At 42.3% G+C, this 17,235-nt stretch carries 18 protein-coding genes; 10 read left to right on the forward strand and 8 right to left on the reverse strand.

Features of this window, described 5'->3' with window-relative positions; genetic code table 11:
• Positions 1-32 precede the first annotated feature (32 nt).
• Positions 33-425 (reverse strand): hypothetical protein, encoded by a 393-nt coding sequence (locus A9Z07_RS09160; RefSeq protein ID WP_047431828.1) that lies wholly within the window; start codon positions 423-425, stop codon positions 33-35.
• A gap of 150 nt (positions 426-575) precedes the next feature.
• Here A9Z07_RS09160 and A9Z07_RS09165 point away from each other — a divergent pair, with 150 nt between their 5' ends.
• Positions 576-974, forward strand: a complete 399-nt coding sequence (locus A9Z07_RS09165; protein ID WP_004773934.1) for an MAPEG family protein — start codon at positions 576-578, stop codon at positions 972-974.
• 114 nt (positions 975-1,088) lie between these two features.
• Positions 1,089-1,616, forward strand: coding sequence for an inorganic diphosphatase (gene ppa, locus A9Z07_RS09170; RefSeq protein ID WP_004656389.1), 528 nt, complete (start codon positions 1,089-1,091; stop codon positions 1,614-1,616).
• A 99-nt stretch (positions 1,617-1,715) separates the two neighbouring features.
• Here the strand turns inward: ppa and A9Z07_RS09175 are convergent, their stop codons facing one another.
• Positions 1,716-3,008, reverse strand: a complete 1,293-nt coding sequence (locus tag A9Z07_RS09175) for an OprD family outer membrane porin (protein ID WP_005255607.1) — start codon at positions 3,006-3,008, stop codon at positions 1,716-1,718.
• A gap of 739 nt (positions 3,009-3,747) precedes the next feature.
• Between A9Z07_RS09175 and A9Z07_RS09180 the strand changes: the two genes are divergently transcribed.
• Positions 3,748-4,518 (forward strand): TorF family putative porin, encoded by a 771-nt coding sequence (locus A9Z07_RS09180; protein ID WP_004773937.1) that lies wholly within the window; start codon positions 3,748-3,750, stop codon positions 4,516-4,518.
• A gap of 105 nt (positions 4,519-4,623) precedes the next feature.
• Here the strand turns inward: A9Z07_RS09180 and A9Z07_RS09185 are convergent, their stop codons facing one another.
• The 3 genes from A9Z07_RS09185 to A9Z07_RS09195 form a co-directional block, all read right to left on the reverse strand.
• Positions 4,624-5,388 carry a sulfite exporter TauE/SafE family protein gene (locus tag A9Z07_RS09185; RefSeq protein WP_069578102.1) on the reverse strand — a complete coding sequence of 255 codons (765 nt, stop codon included), beginning with the start codon at positions 5,386-5,388 and terminating at the stop codon, positions 4,624-4,626.
• Positions 5,389-5,739: 351 nt separating this feature from the next.
• Positions 5,740-7,227, reverse strand: coding sequence for a YifB family Mg chelatase-like AAA ATPase (locus A9Z07_RS09190; protein ID WP_069578104.1), 1,488 nt, complete (start codon positions 7,225-7,227; stop codon positions 5,740-5,742).
• 69 nt (positions 7,228-7,296) lie between these two features.
• The gene (locus A9Z07_RS09195) at positions 7,297-7,524 is read right to left on the reverse strand and encodes an accessory factor UbiK family protein (protein WP_004773944.1); all 228 of its coding nucleotides are present in this window, start codon (positions 7,522-7,524) and stop codon (positions 7,297-7,299) included.
• A 275-nt stretch (positions 7,525-7,799) separates the two neighbouring features.
• Between A9Z07_RS09195 and glnK the strand changes: the two genes are divergently transcribed.
• The 7 genes from glnK to A9Z07_RS09230 all read left to right on the forward strand — a co-directional run bounded on the left by glnK (position 7,800) and on the right by A9Z07_RS09230 (position 14,644).
• Positions 7,800-8,138 (forward strand): P-II family nitrogen regulator, encoded by a 339-nt coding sequence (gene glnK / locus A9Z07_RS09200; protein WP_004656379.1) that lies wholly within the window; start codon positions 7,800-7,802, stop codon positions 8,136-8,138.
• A 67-nt stretch (positions 8,139-8,205) separates the two neighbouring features.
• A complete protein-coding gene (locus A9Z07_RS09205; RefSeq protein WP_069578106.1) occupies positions 8,206-9,615 on the forward strand; it encodes an ammonium transporter in 1,410 nt (469 codons plus the stop codon).
• A 124-nt stretch (positions 9,616-9,739) separates the two neighbouring features.
• Positions 9,740-10,204, forward strand: coding sequence for a transcriptional regulator NrdR (nrdR, locus tag A9Z07_RS09210; RefSeq protein WP_004773947.1), 465 nt, complete (start codon positions 9,740-9,742; stop codon positions 10,202-10,204).
• Positions 10,205-10,216: 12 nt separating this feature from the next.
• Positions 10,217-11,317: a bifunctional diaminohydroxyphosphoribosylaminopyrimidine deaminase/5-amino-6-(5-phosphoribosylamino)uracil reductase RibD gene (ribD, locus tag A9Z07_RS09215; RefSeq protein WP_069578108.1), complete on the forward strand. Its 1,101-nt coding sequence runs from the start codon at positions 10,217-10,219 to the stop codon at positions 11,315-11,317.
• A complete protein-coding gene (locus A9Z07_RS09220) occupies positions 11,314-12,606 on the forward strand; it encodes a DNA adenine methylase (RefSeq protein ID WP_004773949.1) in 1,293 nt (430 codons plus the stop codon). The genes ribD and A9Z07_RS09220 overlap by 4 nt, the downstream gene beginning before the upstream one ends.
• Before the next feature lie 389 nt (positions 12,607-12,995).
• Positions 12,996-13,835 carry an MIP/aquaporin family protein gene (locus tag A9Z07_RS09225; protein WP_004773950.1) on the forward strand — a complete coding sequence of 280 codons (840 nt, stop codon included), beginning with the start codon at positions 12,996-12,998 and terminating at the stop codon, positions 13,833-13,835.
• Between the two features lie 149 nt (positions 13,836-13,984).
• Positions 13,985-14,644, forward strand: coding sequence for a riboflavin synthase (locus A9Z07_RS09230; protein ID WP_004773951.1), 660 nt, complete (start codon positions 13,985-13,987; stop codon positions 14,642-14,644).
• A gap of 43 nt (positions 14,645-14,687) precedes the next feature.
• Here A9Z07_RS09230 and A9Z07_RS09235 read toward each other — a convergent pair whose 3' ends face one another.
• Genes A9Z07_RS09235 through A9Z07_RS09245 form a run of 3 tightly spaced genes read right to left on the reverse strand, consistent with a single transcriptional unit; the run spans position 14,688 to position 17,198 of the window.
• Positions 14,688-15,314, reverse strand: coding sequence for a hypothetical protein (locus A9Z07_RS09235; RefSeq protein WP_069578109.1), 627 nt, complete (start codon positions 15,312-15,314; stop codon positions 14,688-14,690).
• Positions 15,315-15,349: 35 nt separating this feature from the next.
• Positions 15,350-15,757 (reverse strand): DNA polymerase III subunit chi, encoded by a 408-nt coding sequence (locus A9Z07_RS09240; protein ID WP_004773953.1) that lies wholly within the window; start codon positions 15,755-15,757, stop codon positions 15,350-15,352.
• Complete coding sequence (locus tag A9Z07_RS09245) at positions 15,750-17,198, reverse strand: leucyl aminopeptidase (protein WP_069578111.1); 1,449 nt, start codon at positions 17,196-17,198, stop codon at positions 15,750-15,752. The genes A9Z07_RS09240 and A9Z07_RS09245 overlap by 8 nt, the downstream gene beginning before the upstream one ends.
• Between the last annotated feature and the right edge of the window lie 37 nt (positions 17,199-17,235).

Below are 17,235 nucleotides of genomic sequence, written 5' to 3' on the forward strand. Positions count from 1 at the left end.
AACGCCGCAATTGCGGCGTTTTTTTATTGGGTTCATTTTGAACCTTTTGATTTCATTAACCAGCGGTCAATATAAGGTCGACCAATACCAACGATGCCCACAAAAACGACCATGGTCGCGAGCTGGAAACGTAATCGTGTCGGATCAATGCCATTAAAACTAAAATAATTATCGGCAACTGCATAGAGCACAATGGCGGTCAGCCAGTGCCAGAGTGTCAGGCGATAAATACCGACTGCATAAAAGGCCACTGTCAGAATCACAAAAGTACCAAGTGTCGATTGCCAGTTTAGATTTGCACAAATCACACTGAGTAGAAATGCCATGATCGGGAGTACAACTTTAAGTACTCGATCAACTAAAATTTGATGCTGGCGTTGTTGAGCAAGCACCTCAAACATTTCTTTTTGATCTGGTTGCGGCATAGGTTGACCTTAAAACAGTATGAAAAAACACAACTTTTACACAAACAATGTGTGTAAAAGAAACGCTTGTTGAACAAGCACACATGAAAGTTCAATAAATTATAAGTTATGATAGCATGATCAGAAGAACTTCAAATGATGGATGTCAGCATGCAAGGTATTAGCGGCATTATATTGATTATTATAGTCGCATGTTTGTTGCCTTATGTATTTACCTTGATTGCAAAATCAAAAGGTGGTTTTCAAGCAAAAGATAATCAGAATCCTCGTGACTTTTTAGCCAAAACAACGGGACTATCTGCACGGGCAAATGCTGTGCAACAAAACAGTTTTGAGAGCTTACCTTTGTTTATTGCTGCGATGTTGATGGCAGAGTATATGGTGGTGCCAGAGTATTTCATTTTGACTTTGGGCTGGGCTTATATCGTATTTCGCGTCATTTATGGCATCTGCTATCTGGCCAATCTCGCCACGTTACGTTCTATCATCTGGTTTTTCTCTCTACTTTGTCCAATTTTACTGTTCGTGATTACGGTCAAAATGACCTGATGACAGCTGGCTATAAAATTCGCCAGCTCGCTACATATCTAGCATCATTTTCGCTGTATTCACGTTATAATCTGTCCGATTTACATCTACTTCACAATATAAACGAGTGTTGATATGAGTTATAGCAATATTCCTGCGGGTAAAGACGCACCAAATGACATCTATGTCATTATCGAAATTCCTGCAAATGCAGCCCCAATCAAATACGAAATCGACAAAGATTCAGATGCGTTATTTGTAGACCGTTTCATGGGTACAGCAATGTTCTACCCAGCAAACTATGGCTATGTTCCAAATACATTGTCTGAAGATGGTGATCCATTAGACGTACTTGTTGTAACTCCACATCCTGTTGCTGCTGGTTCTGTGATTCGTTGCCGTCCAGTGGGCAAATTAAAAATGGAAGATGATGGTGGTATTGATGCGAAACTGATCGCTGTTCCACACGAAAAACTATCTCCACTTTATAAAGATGTTCAAGAATATACGGATCTTCCGCCATTATTGATCAGCCAAGTTGAGCACTTCTTTGCACACTATAAAGATTTAGAGCCTGGTAAATGGGTAAAAATCAGTGGTTGGGAAGGTGCTGATGTTGCGAAAGCTGAAGTACTTAAAGCAATCGAAGCGGCTAAAAAGTAACTTTGAGATGCTCGACCAGATTTTAAAAAATTTAAAATCTGGTCATAAAAAAACTCCATTCATTTGAATGGAGTTTTTTATTGCTTGATCAGCTGTGAATTAGAATAATTTCACAGGAATATCAAGCCAGATACGCCATTCGTTGGTATCGCCAATGTAGGCATTTGTTTGATATTCATCACTTGCACGGTAATACGAGTGACGTAAACGTAAGCTCGCATCTTTGGCAAAACCAGATTGAACCGTGTATTTCACTTGGTTAAAGAATTCACGTTCATGTGCATTATCAGTCAAATTCTTGACTTTGATATCCCAACCATAGACATAGGCGGTGGTCCAGCTTAAGCCTGGTACGCCATAGCCACCAAAGTCGACGTTATATTGCAACTGTGCAGATTTTTCGCTGTTACCAATAAAGTCAGATAGGTAAGAGTTTGGCAAATAGATACTTTGAGCGCCATCAGCGTTTTCGCCATAGTCATAACCTGTATTACCATTATTTTGTTGGTAAGCCAGCATCACGCTATGTGGACCTGTGTTATAAGTCGTAGAAAGTGCCCAAATGGTATTTTTACGATTAGACAGGTCGTCAGTTGTACTTGAATACGTACTTGCCTTTTCATCCCATTTAGTGTGGTAAGCACTTAAGTCATACGTCAGACCACTGTCTTTATCTAACGGCTGCTTATAGTTCACATTGATATAATGACGATCTAGCTTATCTTTGCTATCCAAGCCAAAGTACGCCGCATTTAAGTTGTCATCAAATTTGTATTTTGCGCCCCAAACGACAGCACGATCAAGTTTGCGGCCATCAGTATTGATTTGGTCAGAGTACTGATCTTTAGTGAATTTACCGGCAGTTAACTCTAAGCCATCAATTTCACGGCTAGTTGCCAATACACCTTCAAAATATTCAGGTACTAAACGCGCTGTATTACTTGCTAAAACAGGAATATCGAGAACTTGTGTACCATAGGTTACAGTCGTATTCGAAATACGTGCTTTTACAAAACCGCCGCCACGTGCCCAGTGATCATATGTGTCACCTTTACCATCTACACCATTTAAGCGTTCGCGTGGGATCATGCCGTTACCAGCATTATTGTTTGAGCCTAATTTAAAAGAGCCATCGCCGATCACACCAGCGCCAAAGCCAACTAAACCTTGAGTAAAACCAGTTTCCAGTTTCACCATTGCCGTCTGAGCATATGAGCTAGTGTCTTCGACACCATTCTTTTTGTCACGATTTAAATAACCTGTACGGAATAAAATATCCCCTTTGGCATCTTCAACAAGTCCTTTTGCTTCGCTTTGTTCGCTTGCATATGTTGAGGTAATTAACGCGGCATTAATCAAAACCGCTAAAGTAAGTTTCTTTGCCTTTGGCATAGCTCGCCTCATTAAAAATAATAAATTTGGGATAAAACCGAAATTTTGATCAATTGTATAAGTTATGCATAAAAAAGATAGATTTTTATTAAAATTTTTTAATTATTTTTAAATAAAATACTTATAAAATTTTATGATTTGTTTCTCGTTTAAAAAGTATACATTTTAAGATCAAGTGTTTGATTATTAGTCATAATGTTGTTTATTTTGGATATAAAATAACCAGGTTGTTTTTTGTTTTATTCGAATAAAACTATGTGATTTATTGAGGTATTTTTTCTTTTATTTTAAATATTTATTTTTTCTTTGTGTGAAAAGTGTTCAATTGTTTGCTGCAAAAAGAACATCCCGACGAATGACGAAAGGGATTGTCCTAAAAAGAATATTTTTTAAGCGCATTTTAAGTTTTTTTGCCGTGCACTTTTATGGAACATTTCTGTTTTCTGCTGATTTAAGCTTAATTTGAAAGCATTTTACACTTTCTCGACCCTGACAAAATGCCTCTTTTTTGTGCAAAAAATAATCTTGAATGGGTTGGTGCGTCTAAATCGCTCAAAAAAAAATAAGGATGCTAGATCGGCCTTAATTCAGAACTATTAAAAATTTGAGTAAGGCGAATTTACTCATTAAGACCACGATGAAATATGGTTTAGCTGAAGTTGGCACAGCAATTGCTAATTACTTTGCGATGCAATTTAAAATTTAAATCAGTCGAATATCCATCATGGGGGAGATCAAGATGATGAAATTTGCATGTAAAGCAATCGCGTTGAGTATTTGTGCAGTGACTTCAACTTTTGCGATGGCAGAAGAAACAAATACATTATCTCAATACGGCCTGAGTTTTTCAGGAACGGCTGCGTTAACGACTGATTATCGTTATCGTGGTATTACACAAACTCAATCTGATCCTGCGGTACAAGGTGGTTTTGCATTAACACATTCATCAGGTCTTTATGCTGGGGTATGGGGTTCAAACGTTAACTTTGGTGGGGCTGATCCTCATCTTGAGCTAGATCCTTATGTGGGCTATGCGACTGAGTTACCATTTGCAGGTAAGCCGACTTTAGATGTCGGTTTATGGTACTACGGTTATCCAAGTGCATCTGACCTGAACTGGTTAGAACTTTACGCAAAACTAGGCTTTAAAAATGTATTGGCATCAGGTGATAGCCTATTAGGTAGTTTGAACTATACCAATGACTTTGCTGGTACAGATGAGAATGGCTGGTATGTGAACGCAACCTATAACATTCCGTTTGCAGATACTGGCTTTGGTGGCGTAGCAAGTGTCGGTTACACCAAAGTGGATAACTATGACTTTAGTGATACAGGTGGCGAAGACGATAATTATGTCGACTGGAAAGTCGGTGTGACGTATAGCGTGAAATCAGTATCTGGTTTAACGGCTGAACTTGCTGCTGTAGGAACCAATATTGATGCAGATTTCCAACCGTATAAACGTGGCACAGAAACAGGCGCAGTATTTACCTTGACCAAAGCATTCTAAGCTTCGTTGGATAAACAAAAAGCCAGCTCTATTGCTGGCTTTTTTATATTGAAAGATATTTGCTTGAGGGAAGTCGTTTAAATCTAATCATATCTTGCGATGGATTCAGAATATAGATAATCCCATTCTGATAATCAGAAAGACTAAAAGGAACAGAAAAAATATCCGGATAAACTGACTACCATATCGTAGTGCCAGAAATACGCCGACTAGAGCACCTATGACATTACAGACGGCAATCATTAAGCCGATTTCCCACAGCACATGACCTGTAGGGATAAAGAATAAAAGTGCAGAGCTAAAAGTACCAATATTCACAATTTTGGCTGATGCAGATGCGTTGAGAAAATCAAAGCCAAACACTTTTACAAATAAGAACAGCAGAAAGCTTCCGCTACCTGGCCCAAACACACCATCATAGAATCCAATCAAACCACCAAAAAAGATCCCCAGAACAATTTCTTTATGCCCACATTTGACATAAGTGCTATGTGCACCTAAGTCCTTCTTTAGAAAGGTATAAATCGCCATCAAGATGAGCAAAAAGAAAACAAGATAGGTCATGAATTGCTTGGGAATATGCGCAACTGTCATGGCACCAATAAAGGCAAACATGAATGCTGAAAGCATGGTCGGGATGAGTAACTTCCAGACAAATTTAATTTTATTCACATATCTAAAAATAGAGGAAACGGTACCTGCCCACACGGCTAATTTATTGGTACCTAAAACAGTGGTAATACTGTGCTGTGGCAAAGCATGTAATAGCGCAGGTATTTGAACTAAACCGCCACCACCTACTGCGGCATCAATCAGGCCACCACAGAACGCAAAAAATCCTAACATGAGTAGTGCGGTGTCATAGGTCATAATCGCCAACCTTTGGGAAAGTTGATTCGGCTGAAAGTGTTAGGTCATTTGTTCGGAATATTTATCCAGCTTATTCATGATGAATTCAGCTTATATCGTTTATTTTTTTGCCCATAAAAATGAGCATTCTTCTATTTTTGAAATCAAAAACTGTATAAACACAAATGAACGGTGTCTGTTTTCAACATAACTTGTTGCCTTATGAAACTCAATTGAATTGTGCCGACCTTTAAATTGCATGTTCGATAAATACAGTTAAGACATTATTTTTATATATTTTTTTAAAATCTTGGTTAATAAAAGAATCCGTACTACGACGGATTCTTTTGTTGAAAAATCTCGATAAAAATTTTAGGTTTGGTTGCCGCGATAGGATAGTGCTTCGGTTAAATGACTACTTGAGATCAGATCACTTTCTGCTAAATCGGCAATCGTGCGCGCAACACGCAATACACGATGGTAGGCGCGTGCAGACAAGTTAAGACGTTGCTGGGCCATCTCAATAATTTTTGTCGAACTGTCATCTAGCATAACATGCTGTTCTAATAACTTCGGTGATAAAGCTTGATTTAAGCACTGCTGTCTTTGGATCTGTTTTTCGTAGGCAGTGATCACACGTTGCCGCACGCTGGCAGAATTCTCGGTTGGCGTACGATCTTGTAGTTCCTGAGCCTGTAACGGCGGTACATCAATATGTAAATCAATACGATCCAGCAATGGGCCTGAGATACGATTTTGGTAGCGTTGAATACTTTCAGGGGAACATTGGCAACGGCTGTCCTGATTAAAGGCATAACCACATGGGCAAGGGTTCATTGCGGCAATAAACTGGAAATTTGCAGGAAAGGTCATTTGTCGTGCGGCACGAGAAATCACAATTTCTTTGGACTCTAAAGGTTGACGTAATACTTCCAGTACCTTGCGATCAAATTCTGGCAATTCATCCAGAAAGAGAACGCCTAAATGAGCCAAAGTGATTTCACCAGGCTTGGGTTGAGAGCCGCCACCAACCAACGCAATTGCTGAAGCGGTATGATGTGGGGCTCTAAATGGACGCTGGCCAAAACTGTGCGGTGCGTTGGCTACCGAATAAATACTGGCGACTTCTAGATTTTCCTGCGCATTGAGCGGCGGTAAAATCGAAGGCAGGCGAGAAGCCAATAAGGTTTTACCTGTGCCAGGTGGGCCTTTAAATAATAACGAATGTCCGCCCGCAGCGGCAATTTCTAGCGCTCGGCGTGGACGTAATTGACCTTTGACATCGGCAAGATCAAATTGATAGGCAGATGCGGCTGAGTTTGGTCGTTGTGGTGCAGCTGCCAGCTGGGCATTGCCCAAAAAATGTGCACAAACTTCTTGTAAATGCTGCGCTGCATAGACTTCAAAATCGGGAAGCTGGCTTGCTTCATCCAAATTTTCAGTGGGCAGTAGAAGGCGATGTTTGGCTTGTTGGCAGGCCATTGCGATGGTTAATGCCCCAGAAACAGGACGTAAGTGTCCATCAAGCGCCAGTTCCCCTATAAATTCAAAGCCTTCTGTACTGTGTTCTGGTAATTGTCCAGAAGCAATCAGAATCCCCAAGGCAATCGGTAAGTCCAGTCGAGAACCATCTTTGGGTAAATCGGCTGGTGCTAAATTGATGGTTAAGCGTTTGGTTGGAAACTGAAAACCGCTATTGATGATGGCAGAACGCACACGATCTTTACTTTCACGTACAGCGGCTTCAGCTAAGCCAACAATTGTTAAAGAAGGAAGGCCTGAACTAATGTGGACTTCAACTTCAATCTGAGGAGCATGTAACCCCAATAGCCCTCTCGTATATATCTTGGCAAAAGACATCTTGTTATTGTTCCATTGTGGTGCTTTATTTTTAATCATTCTGAGGTGCGAAATGCACCAAGTTGGTGCTTATTTTTTGTTCTGAATCACTTCTTCAAGTGTTTTCATTTGTTGCTGAAGTTCAGTCAAACGTTGGTTGGCTAACTCAAGCGCTGTTCTTTGGCGGTCAAGTTCTTGTTTTGAAACTAAATCCAGTTTTTCGATACTCTCGTTTAATAAAGCACGCAGATTTTTTTCTAAATCTTTTTTCGGCTGGTCAACTTGCTGCAAAATCGCTTGTAAAAGAGTTTCAATCATAAAGTACTCAATAAGTTATGTATATTTGCTGCTCAGTGTATCACTGCTTGTGTCAATCCTCTAGCACAGTTAAGGCCAGAACGAGGAGTGACTTATAAATCCAGTGAAACAGGAGCAAATGATACTTATTTTCGATGGACTATCTACATCTTCAAGGCTAAATAGGTTATAAAGAAAGCTTATGTCCGATATTTAAAAACCCCCAACCTTTAAATATTGGCATGAAAATTGAACATAAAACCTTACTGGTGAAAATAAGCCGAAGGAAAACAAACATGAAGCTTGTAACTGCAATTGTAAAACCATTCAAATTGGATGATGTGCGTGAAGCACTTTCTGAGATTGGTGTTCAAGGGATTACCGTAACTGAAGTCAAAGGTTTCGGACGTCAAAAAGGTCACACAGAATTGTACCGTGGTGCAGAGTATGTGGTTGATTTCTTACCAAAAGTAAAGATTGAAATTGCAATTAGCGATGAAATGGTTGATGCCGTCATTGAGTCGATTACTCGTGTCGCAAGCACAGGCAAAATTGGTGATGGCAAAATTTTTGTGACCAATTTAGAGCAAGTGATCCGTATCCGTACGGGCGAGACTGGGCCAGATGCTGTCTAAGTTGGCACAAACTTTGCTGAGCTATTAAATATAGCAATAGCTCGCGAAATCAGGTTGGGGGACACGAATGAAAAAAATGCTTATGGCGCTCAGTCTATCTGGCGCACTCTTAGGTGGTTCAGCGGTGGTTTGGGCAGAAGATGCTGCTTCAACGCCTGTTACTGAACACGCTGTAGCAGTTGACACTACAACTGCCTCAACAGAAATTGTTGCAGCAGAAGCGCCAGCTCCTGTGGAAGCAACACCAGCACCTGCTGCGGAAGCAACGATCGATACAGGTGATACAGCATGGGTTCTTGTTTCAACTGCGTTGGTGCTGTTGATGACGATTCCGGGCTTAGCTTTATTCTATGGTGGTATGGTTCGTAAGAAAAACGTACTGAGTACCATGATGTTCAGCCTTTCAGCGGCAATTCTTGTAAGTTTGATCTGGGTAACAGTAGGTTATTCTCTGGCGTTCTCTGGTTCAGGTGCTTATGTTGGTGATCTCGCGAAAGCCATGCTGAATGGCGTTGCCTTTGATGCCTTGACAGGCACCATTCCTGAAAGTCTATTCGTTATTTTCCAAATGACTTTTGCCATCATTACGGTTGCAATTATCAGTGGTTCAATTGCTGACCGTATGAAGTATTCTGCATTTATGGCCTTTATCGCAGTTTGGGTGATCTTGGTTTATGCGCCGATTACACACTGGGTTTGGGCAGCAGATGGCTGGTTATTTAAAGCAGGCGCGTTAGATTTCGCGGGTGGTACTGTTGTCCATATCAATGCGGGTGTCGCGGGTCTAGTTGCAGCGTATATGTTAGGCAAACGTACTGGTCTAGGCCGTGAGTCTATGGCACCACATAACCTGACCTTAACCGTCATTGGTGCAAGCTTGATCTGGGTAGGCTGGTTTGGCTTTAACGGTGGTAGTGCTTTAGGCGCTGGTGCACGTGCAGGTATGGCGATTCTAGTAACACAAGTTGCTGCCGCAGCTGCTGCATTCTCTTGGCTGATTGTTGAACGTGTGATTCGTGGTAAAGCTTCCGTACTGGGTGGCGCATCAGGTGCTGTTGCTGGTTTGGTTGTGATTACACCTGCTGCTGGTTTCGTTGGTGTAGGTGGCGCATTGATTATGGGTCTTATCGGTGGCGTGGTGTGTTTCTGGGGAATTACAGCATTGAAACGCCTGCTTAAAGCGGATGATGCCTTGGATGCATTTGGTCTACATGCGGTGGGTGGTATTGTTGGTGCGATTCTTACGGGCATCTTCTATAGCGATGAAATCATCAAAGCAGCGAACGTTGCACTCGCACCAACTTTTGCAGGTCAATTGTGGGTGCAAATCGAGGGTGTGTTAGCAACCATCGCTTACAGTGCAATCGTGACCTTCATTATCCTTAAAGTGATTGATCTGGTGATTGGGATCCGTGTTAGCGCTGATGATGAGCGTATGGGTCTTGACTTGAGTCAACATGGCGAACGTATTGAATAACACAGACAAGATGTGATTTAAAAACAGCCTCATGGGGCTGTTTTTTTATGCCTGTAGGGTGCTGGTTCTGCAATTGAAGAAACTTTGCTACACTTAGGCAAAGAGATTAAATAATCGCGCAACTATGCATTGTCCATTTTGTAACGCTGCTGATAGTAAAGTTATCGACTCCCGTTTGGCCGCCGAAGGGTGCCAGATTCGTCGTCGTCGTGAGTGTGTCATTTGTGGTGAGCGTTTTACAACATTTGAAAGCTATGATGTGGTGATGCCACGTGTTATCAAATCGGATGGTAAAAATGAGCCATTTGATGAAGCAAAATTACGTCGCTCATTGATGCATGCTTTACAGAAACGTCCTGTGACCCAAGAACAGATTGAAACCGTACTCAGCGATATCCAGTCGCATATTCGCCGTTTGGGTGAGCGGGATGTGAAGTCCAGAACGATTGGTGAAATCGTTATGCAGGCGCTTTTTGCGCTCGATCATGTGGCATATGTACGATTTGCTTCTGTGTATCAGGATTTTCAGGATGTCGATGCTTTTCGTCATCAAATTGAACAAATGCAACAACGCGAAAATGACAACTAAATTAGAGAAATCATGTCTGAGTTAACCCAAGATCATTTATCCGAACAGCAGTACTGGATGCAACGTGCCATTGAACTGGCGCGACTTGGACAATATTCGACGAAACCAAATCCTAATGTGGGTTGTGTCATTGTCAAAGATGGACAACTGATCGGGGAAGGTTATCACCCTAAAGCTGGTCAGCCGCATGCAGAGGTATTTGCCCTGCGTCAGGCGGGTGACCATGCCAAAGATGCAACCGCTTATGTGACATTGGAACCGTGTGCCCATTATGGTCGAACGCCGCCCTGTGCCGAAGCATTGGTGAAAGCACAGGTCAAAAAAGTTGTGGTGGCATGCTCCGATCCCAATCCGTTAGTGGCTGGCAAGGGCGTTCAGATCTTGCAAAATGCAGGCATTGAAGTTGAAACAGGCATTTGTGTCGATGAGGCAAAAACGCTCAACTTTGGCTTTTTAAAAGCCATGTCGACCGGTTTACCTTATGTCCGTTTAAAAGTGGCCTCGAGTCTTGATGGGCGTACTGCAATGGCTTCGGGTGAGTCCAAGTGGATTACCGGGACTGAAGCACGTCAGGATGTCCAACATTGGCGTGCAATATCAGGCGCCGTGATCACAGGTATCCAAACCGTGCTGGCAGATGATTGCGAGTTAAATGTTCGTGCTTTGACTGATGTTGATGTATCAACGGTGGTACAGCCGAAACGAATCGTGTTAGATCGCCAAGGGCAACTGCCATTGTCAGCCAAGATGTTACAAAATCCTGAAACAGTGATGGTGATGACACCATTTCGTCAAGAACTTGCCGATTTAGGCGTGATACAATTGACGCCGCAACCTTTAAATCAATTATTGCAGACCTTATCTCAACAGTATCAAATTTATGATGTATTGGTTGAGGCAGGTGCAACTTTATCCACCGCCTTTTTACAGCAAGGTTTGGTTGATGAAATGATTAGTTATGTTGCACCAACTTTACTTGGTCAATCTGCCCGCGCTATGTTCAATGCTGAATTTAGTAAAATGGCAGAACAACGACGATTTGAGTTGGTCGATGTAACCCAACTTGGGCAAGACATTCGCCTGAGATTGCTCCCTATCCAAGAGTTGATATGAATCCAGAACCATCGGTTTATCACAAACGTCGTCATGCGGCCCGTACGACTGACGAATATCTTTTTCATCAGTTAGTTCCTTATCTTGGGAATAAGCGTCGACTTCTACATTTGATTTTAGAAGCGCTTGAGATTACAGGAACGCTGAATAGCAAGAAAAAGAATCCACCGATTTTTGCGGATTTTTTTGCAGGCAGTGGGGTGGTTTCTCGTTTAGCCCGTCAAAATGGCTATCGTGTGATTGCCAATGACTGGGAGCCGTATAGCCATGCGCTGAATCATGCGATTTTGGCTTGTGTTGATGCACCTGCATTTAAAGAATTGGGTGGCTATCAAAAAGCCATTGATTATCTGAACCGTTTGCCTGAAGTCAAAGGTTGGGTCACGCATAATCTATGTCCGCGCAATGATGATGTGTATGATCCTGCACGTGACCGCCTGTTCTTCAAACGCCGTAACGGTATGCGTATTGATGCGATTCGTCAGCAGATTGCAACTTGGCAGGCACAGGGTGCAATTAATGATGTAGAAATGAGTGCTTTATTGGCACCATTACTGTATTCAGCCAGTTTTGTTAGTAATACCAGTGGCGTTTTCAAAAGTTTCCATCAGGGCTGGGGTGGGCGTACCCAAACGGCACTGGAACGGATTGAATCATTATTATGGCTGACACCTAGCCGTTTCTGTGAGATCGGTGATCCTAAACGTCCTGCGGCAGAAATGTGGTGTGTCGATGCCCAGCATCTTGCCAATCAGATGAGTGGTTTTGAAGTGGATGTGGCATATCTGGATCCGCCGTATAATCAACATGCGTATAGCAGTAATTATCACGTTCTCAATGCGTTGACCTTATGGGATCAAGTCGATTTACCTTCACCTGATACCAAAGGTTTTAAAAGCGGTATTGATCGTGCTTGGCGTAAAGAACGTCCAAGTCCTTATAACTCTTCTAAATATGCCAAAGAGGCGTATGAAAAGTTATTGGAAACCATCAATGCACGTTACATTTTGACTAGTTACTCGACCGATGGAAATATCGAGCCCAAAGACTTACTGACCGCCAATTTAAAGCGCGGTAAAGTCACTTTATTGACCCAAGATGTACCGCGTTATCGGGTGAGTAAACAGCGTCAATCCGAGCGGGCACGTGTACTGGAATTTATTGTGATTACCGATACGCACGCTAAATCTGGACCGCCGTTACGGCAGTTGTTAGGGCAGTTGTATCACTTCGCTGAACTGGGCGGGGTTGATACTACAGGGAATAGCACCCAACTGGCACTTTGGTAAAACAGGACACCACTTTTAAAAAGTGGTGTTTTTGTATTCAGTTTCTTTGTTAAATCGGATAATTAGATAAATAAAATCGGTTTATGTGATAAGTACCTGTTTTTATAGTAAATATCTTGCATTTTTTAGTCGTTTCTATGGTGTTGGTCAGTTTGGTTAAATCTGCTATTAAAAATAATGAAAATTAAAAAAACTAAATAAAAACAATTACTTGAATTCTATTTTTATATCCATTTTAGTTGTTTTACGCACCGATTTTAGAGAAAAATCTTTTGATCAATCGTTTAAAAATTTACCAAACAATATTGACCAGTTTCAAAAATAAATATAGTTTGCCGAGCTTAATTTAGGGTCTTGCCTATTTGCAGCGATGACCAAGAGAGGTTGTTATGAGTCGCTCGGAACCCACCTTATTGGGGCAATGTGTAGCCGAATTTTTTGCTACCGCAATTTTTTTATCATTTGGTATTGGTGTGGTGGCTGCACTTAAGCTTGCAGGAGCAAGTTTAGGTCTGTGGGAAATCAGCATTGTATGGGGCTTGGCAGTTGCATTGGCTGTCTATTTGTCTGCTGGTATTTCTGGGGCACATCTCAATCCTGCCGTGACCATCGCTTTGGCTTTATTTGCTGGTTTTGATAAGCGTAAAGTCCCGTTCTATATCATTGCCCAAGTCGCAGGTGCTGCGACAGGTGCACTGCTGGTATATGGGCTATATAGCAATTTATTTGTAGATTATGAACAGACGCATCACATGGTTCGTGGCAGTGTAGAAAGTCTGGAGCTGGCGGGAATTTTCTCAACTTATCCGCATCATCTATTGTCGCTGGGTCAGGCTTTCATGGTCGAGATGTTTATTACCATGTTATTGCTGTGGCTGATTATGGCAATTGGTGATGACAGCAATGGTTTGCCACGTGGTGCTTTGGCACCGATTCTGGTCGGTTTGCTGGTTGCCGTGATTGGTGCTTCTTTTGGCCCATTGACTGGCTTTGCCATGAATCCTGCACGTGATTTTGGCCCGAAAATCGTGGCTTATTTCTCAGGCTGGGGACCAGTTGCTTTTACCGGTGGCCGTGATATTCCTTATTTCATCGTACCCATCATTGCACCGATCGTAGGTGCATGCTTAGGTGTGCTGGGCTATAAATTATTCTTTAGCCATTTCCTGATCAAGAATCAGGTTGCAACCAAAGATACAGCAGAACAGCAAGTCTCTGAAATGCAATAAATGCATGATTCAATCATGTATAGAAAGAGGGTGGTCAGATGATCGCCCTTTTTATTTGCTTTGGGGATGCCTTGTTATCTCGGGTTCTTTGCTTTAAGGTATCTGATTCACTGTGGCAGACACTGCAATAAAGATAGGTTGAAACTCCCATGTTTACAGGCATTATTGAAAGTTTAGGTAAGGTTGAGAGCCTACAAAGTGTAGGCGGTGATGTTCGTCTACGTATCCAGACTGATTTGGACATGTCTGATGTACATTTGGGTGATTCGATTGCCACCAATGGGATTTGCCTGACTGTGATTGAGTGGGGCGAGAACTGGTATGCAGCAGATGTTTCCCGTGAAAGCTTGAACCGTACTACGCTCGGGCAATGGAAAGTCGGACAGGCGGTGAATGTTGAAAAAGCAATGTTGCCGACCACACGTTTTGGTGGACACATTGTTAGTGGTCACGTTGATGGGCTGGGTGAGATTACGCTGGTTCGCGAAGACGCACGCTCTTTATATTTTGAAGTGACTGCTCCGGTTGAGCTGGCAAAATATCTGGCTGAAAAAGGTTCTGTTACGGTCGATGGCATTAGCCTCACCATTAACCATTTACGTGGCAATATTCTGAGTCTGAATTTGATTCCGCATACCGCTGAACGTACCAATATTGGCACTTGGCAGGTGGGAAGCAAAGTGAATTTAGAAGTTGATGTATTGGCACGTTATATCGAGCGTTTATTGCTGGGTGATAAGGCGGCTGAGCAGAAAACTGAATCGAATATCAGCATGGCTTTTTTAGCTGAAAACGGTTTCTTAAAATAAAAGATAAAGTATAAAAAAGCCCAGTTTAAACTGGGCTTTTTTATTATTTCTCGTCCGAGAACTCACTGTTCTTCAAAATATATTCAATTTCATCTTGTGCCAGTGCATGCAGCTTGGCACGGAATACTGTAACTGCTTGCTCAATCAGGCCTTCGGCTTCAAGTTCAAGTCGGACACGGACACTTTCCAGCTCAGACAGAATCTGCTGATCATCAATGGCGATGCGCTGACCGCGTGCATAATCAATACTTGGCTGTTCTGGGTTAGTCTGGTAGCGCTCGGTCTGTTGCGCAATTTCCTGATCGATATGACCACGTAGCGCAAGTAAATTCTCGGTTTGTTGTTCAAACTGACGCGCTTCATCTGCTTGCAGTTGTGCGGCATAAGCGGCTTCAGCTGCACGTTTTTCTTCCAGTGCTTTTTCGAGCGCCAGTTGTTTGCGAATACGTGCCTGTTCTAGCAATTCTGCTTTTAAATCTGCATAGGCTTGATCAATGCGCTGTTGAGAACGCTGTTGAGCGTTCTCCTCATTCTGTGTCCACGTTTGAATTGAGGTTTGTGGTAATAACAGATCACAGATACGTGATAAATCTTCCTGATAGGTCTGACGAACCGCCTCAGGTGCATTTAACCAACGTTTTTTAAAATCCTGACCTACATTTAATGCCACAAGACACTCCTAAAATGATGTTTTTTATTGCCAATTTATAATTTAAATGTACGAGGTTCTATGCCCAAACGTCGATACATTTTAAATTTTTCCCGCCCAATCTGTTTCGCAGTTTCATTATTTTCAATAATTTCGATAATGTGGCGAAAATCTTGAGTTTGTTCAAGTGCATGATTGTTAAAATTAAACACGATCCAATCATTGGATGGTGGTAAATCTTTTGAAATACACACTGGACTATGCGGCTGGTCAATCCCATGCGCAATGAAACTTTTTGGATCGAAGCTCCAGAGCAGCTCATCCAGTTCATTTTGCAAGTCTGGATCAGCACAGTACCACCAGATGTGGGGATGCTGATTCAGAATCTTGCGACACAAACGGCAAGCACTTTCGACTTGCCGTTCCTGACTGTTTTCAAAGAGATAAAAACTGATTTTAGCCATTCGTTTGAACACGATTAGCCAAGAATTGCATCAATAATGGCACTGGACGACCCGTAGCACCTTTAGTGGCGCCAGATAACCACGCCGTACCTGCCACATCAAGATGCGCCCAACGGTAGTCGCGAGTGAAACGTTCGAGGAAGCAAGCCGCTGTGATTGCGCCGCCGTATGGGCCACCAATATTGGCAATATCGGCAAAAGGTGAATCGAGTAATTCTTGATACTCTTCCATCACGGGCATGCGCCATACACGGTCAAGTGACTGTTCACCTGCTTGTTGCAAGTCTTGTGCAAGTTCGTCATCTGGTGTGAATAAACCACTGACCACTTTACCCAGTGCAACCACACATGCACCTGTAAGTGTTGCAATATCAATCACAAGGGCAGGGTTAAAACGTTTGATATAGGTCAAGGTATCACACAGGACTAGACGACCTTCTGCATCAGTATTCAGAATTTCTACAGTTTGCCCGCTCATGGTCGTTACGATGTCACCAGGACGCGTCGCATGAGCAGATGGCATATTTTCTGCTGCGGCAATTGCACCCACCACATGAATTGGCAATTGTGCTTCACAGAGTGCTTGAATGGTTCCAAGAACTGAAGCTGCGCCGCACATATCAAATTTCATTTCATCCATGCCTAAGCCTGGTTTTAATGAAATACCGCCAGTATCAAAAGTCACACCTTTACCCACCAGTACGACAGGCGCTTGGTCAATTTGGGCATTGTATTCAAGGGTAACAATACGACCCGGACGATCCGAACCTTTGCTCACGGCAAGGAAGGCATACATGCCCAAATCAGCCATTTGCTGCTCATCCAGTACAGTGACTTTCAGTAAGTCTGGATATTGTTTAGCAAGCGCAAGCGCCTGATCTGCAAGATATTCAGGGAAACATATATTTCCAGGACGGTTACCCAGATCACGCGCAAAGTTTTGACCCGACTGAACCGCATGAATCAGCTTTAACTGTGCTTCATCTAACGTGGTCTGGCTGGCAATCAGGTGAATGGTTTCTAGCACGAACTCATTCTTTTTCGACTTAAACTCGTCATAGCCATAAGCCGCTTGCGTGAGGCTCAAGACAAATAGTGCGTGTAAATCAGCAGGTAGAGCTGAAAGATCAATACTAATTTGTTTAAATTTATTTTGTGATGATTTGATAATGCTTTGTGCGAGTTTTGCTAATTTTGTCGCTTTTAGCTCGTCACTTTTTCCAAGCCCTAATAATTGTGTGTTGGCTTGAACAGAGACATTGGCAAGCAAGGCCAAGTTATCGTTAAAACCTGCTTTGTATTGGGTTGCGTTAAGGACGTCATCTAGATGGTTGATTTGATAAGTATTTAAGTTCTGTTGTAATTGTTCTGAATCAACCAAAATCCACAAAGATTCGCTAGACGCCTGAGCTGGGAATGCGTTTTGAAGTGTAAATTTCATTGTTTGTATAGAACCTAATGAGCAAAAAAGAAAGATA

This window comes from Acinetobacter sp. YK3 (genome assembly GCF_001729365.1).
In the GTDB taxonomy this organism is placed as follows: Bacteria; Pseudomonadota; Gammaproteobacteria; order Pseudomonadales; family Moraxellaceae; genus Acinetobacter; species Acinetobacter vivianii.

What these genes read in the sequence shown, in the direction of transcription:
- glnK (WP_004656379.1), top strand. Translation starts at nt 7,800, where the DNA reads ATGAAGCTTGTAACTGCAATTGTAAAACCATTCAAATTGGATGATGTG.
- A9Z07_RS09180 (WP_004773937.1), top strand. Translation starts at nt 3,748, where the DNA reads ATGATGAAATTTGCATGTAAAGCAATCGCGTTGAGTATTTGTGCAGTG.
- A9Z07_RS09205 (WP_069578106.1), top strand. Translation starts at nt 8,206, where the DNA reads ATGAAAAAAATGCTTATGGCGCTCAGTCTATCTGGCGCACTCTTAGGT.
- A9Z07_RS09185 (WP_069578102.1), bottom strand. Translation starts at nt 5,388, where the DNA reads ATGACCTATGACACCGCACTACTCATGTTAGGATTTTTTGCGTTCTGT.
- A9Z07_RS09240 (WP_004773953.1), bottom strand. Translation starts at nt 15,757, where the DNA reads ATGGCTAAAATCAGTTTTTATCTCTTTGAAAACAGTCAGGAACGGCAA.
- A9Z07_RS09230 (WP_004773951.1), top strand. Translation starts at nt 13,985, where the DNA reads ATGTTTACAGGCATTATTGAAAGTTTAGGTAAGGTTGAGAGCCTACAA.
- A9Z07_RS09225 (WP_004773950.1), top strand. Translation starts at nt 12,996, where the DNA reads ATGAGTCGCTCGGAACCCACCTTATTGGGGCAATGTGTAGCCGAATTT.
- nrdR (WP_004773947.1), top strand. Translation starts at nt 9,740, where the DNA reads ATGCATTGTCCATTTTGTAACGCTGCTGATAGTAAAGTTATCGACTCC.
- A9Z07_RS09190 (WP_069578104.1), bottom strand. Translation starts at nt 7,227, where the DNA reads ATGTCTTTTGCCAAGATATATACGAGAGGGCTATTGGGGTTACATGCT.
- ribD (WP_069578108.1), top strand. Translation starts at nt 10,217, where the DNA reads ATGTCTGAGTTAACCCAAGATCATTTATCCGAACAGCAGTACTGGATG.
- A9Z07_RS09245 (WP_069578111.1), bottom strand. Translation starts at nt 17,198, where the DNA reads ATGAAATTTACACTTCAAAACGCATTCCCAGCTCAGGCGTCTAGCGAA.
- ppa (WP_004656389.1), top strand. Translation starts at nt 1,089, where the DNA reads ATGAGTTATAGCAATATTCCTGCGGGTAAAGACGCACCAAATGACATC.
- A9Z07_RS09165 (WP_004773934.1), top strand. Translation starts at nt 576, where the DNA reads ATGCAAGGTATTAGCGGCATTATATTGATTATTATAGTCGCATGTTTG.
- A9Z07_RS09160 (WP_047431828.1), bottom strand. Translation starts at nt 425, where the DNA reads ATGCCGCAACCAGATCAAAAAGAAATGTTTGAGGTGCTTGCTCAACAA.
- A9Z07_RS09220 (WP_004773949.1), top strand. Translation starts at nt 11,314, where the DNA reads ATGAATCCAGAACCATCGGTTTATCACAAACGTCGTCATGCGGCCCGT.
- A9Z07_RS09195 (WP_004773944.1), bottom strand. Translation starts at nt 7,524, where the DNA reads ATGATTGAAACTCTTTTACAAGCGATTTTGCAGCAAGTTGACCAGCCG.
- A9Z07_RS09175 (WP_005255607.1), bottom strand. Translation starts at nt 3,008, where the DNA reads ATGCCAAAGGCAAAGAAACTTACTTTAGCGGTTTTGATTAATGCCGCG.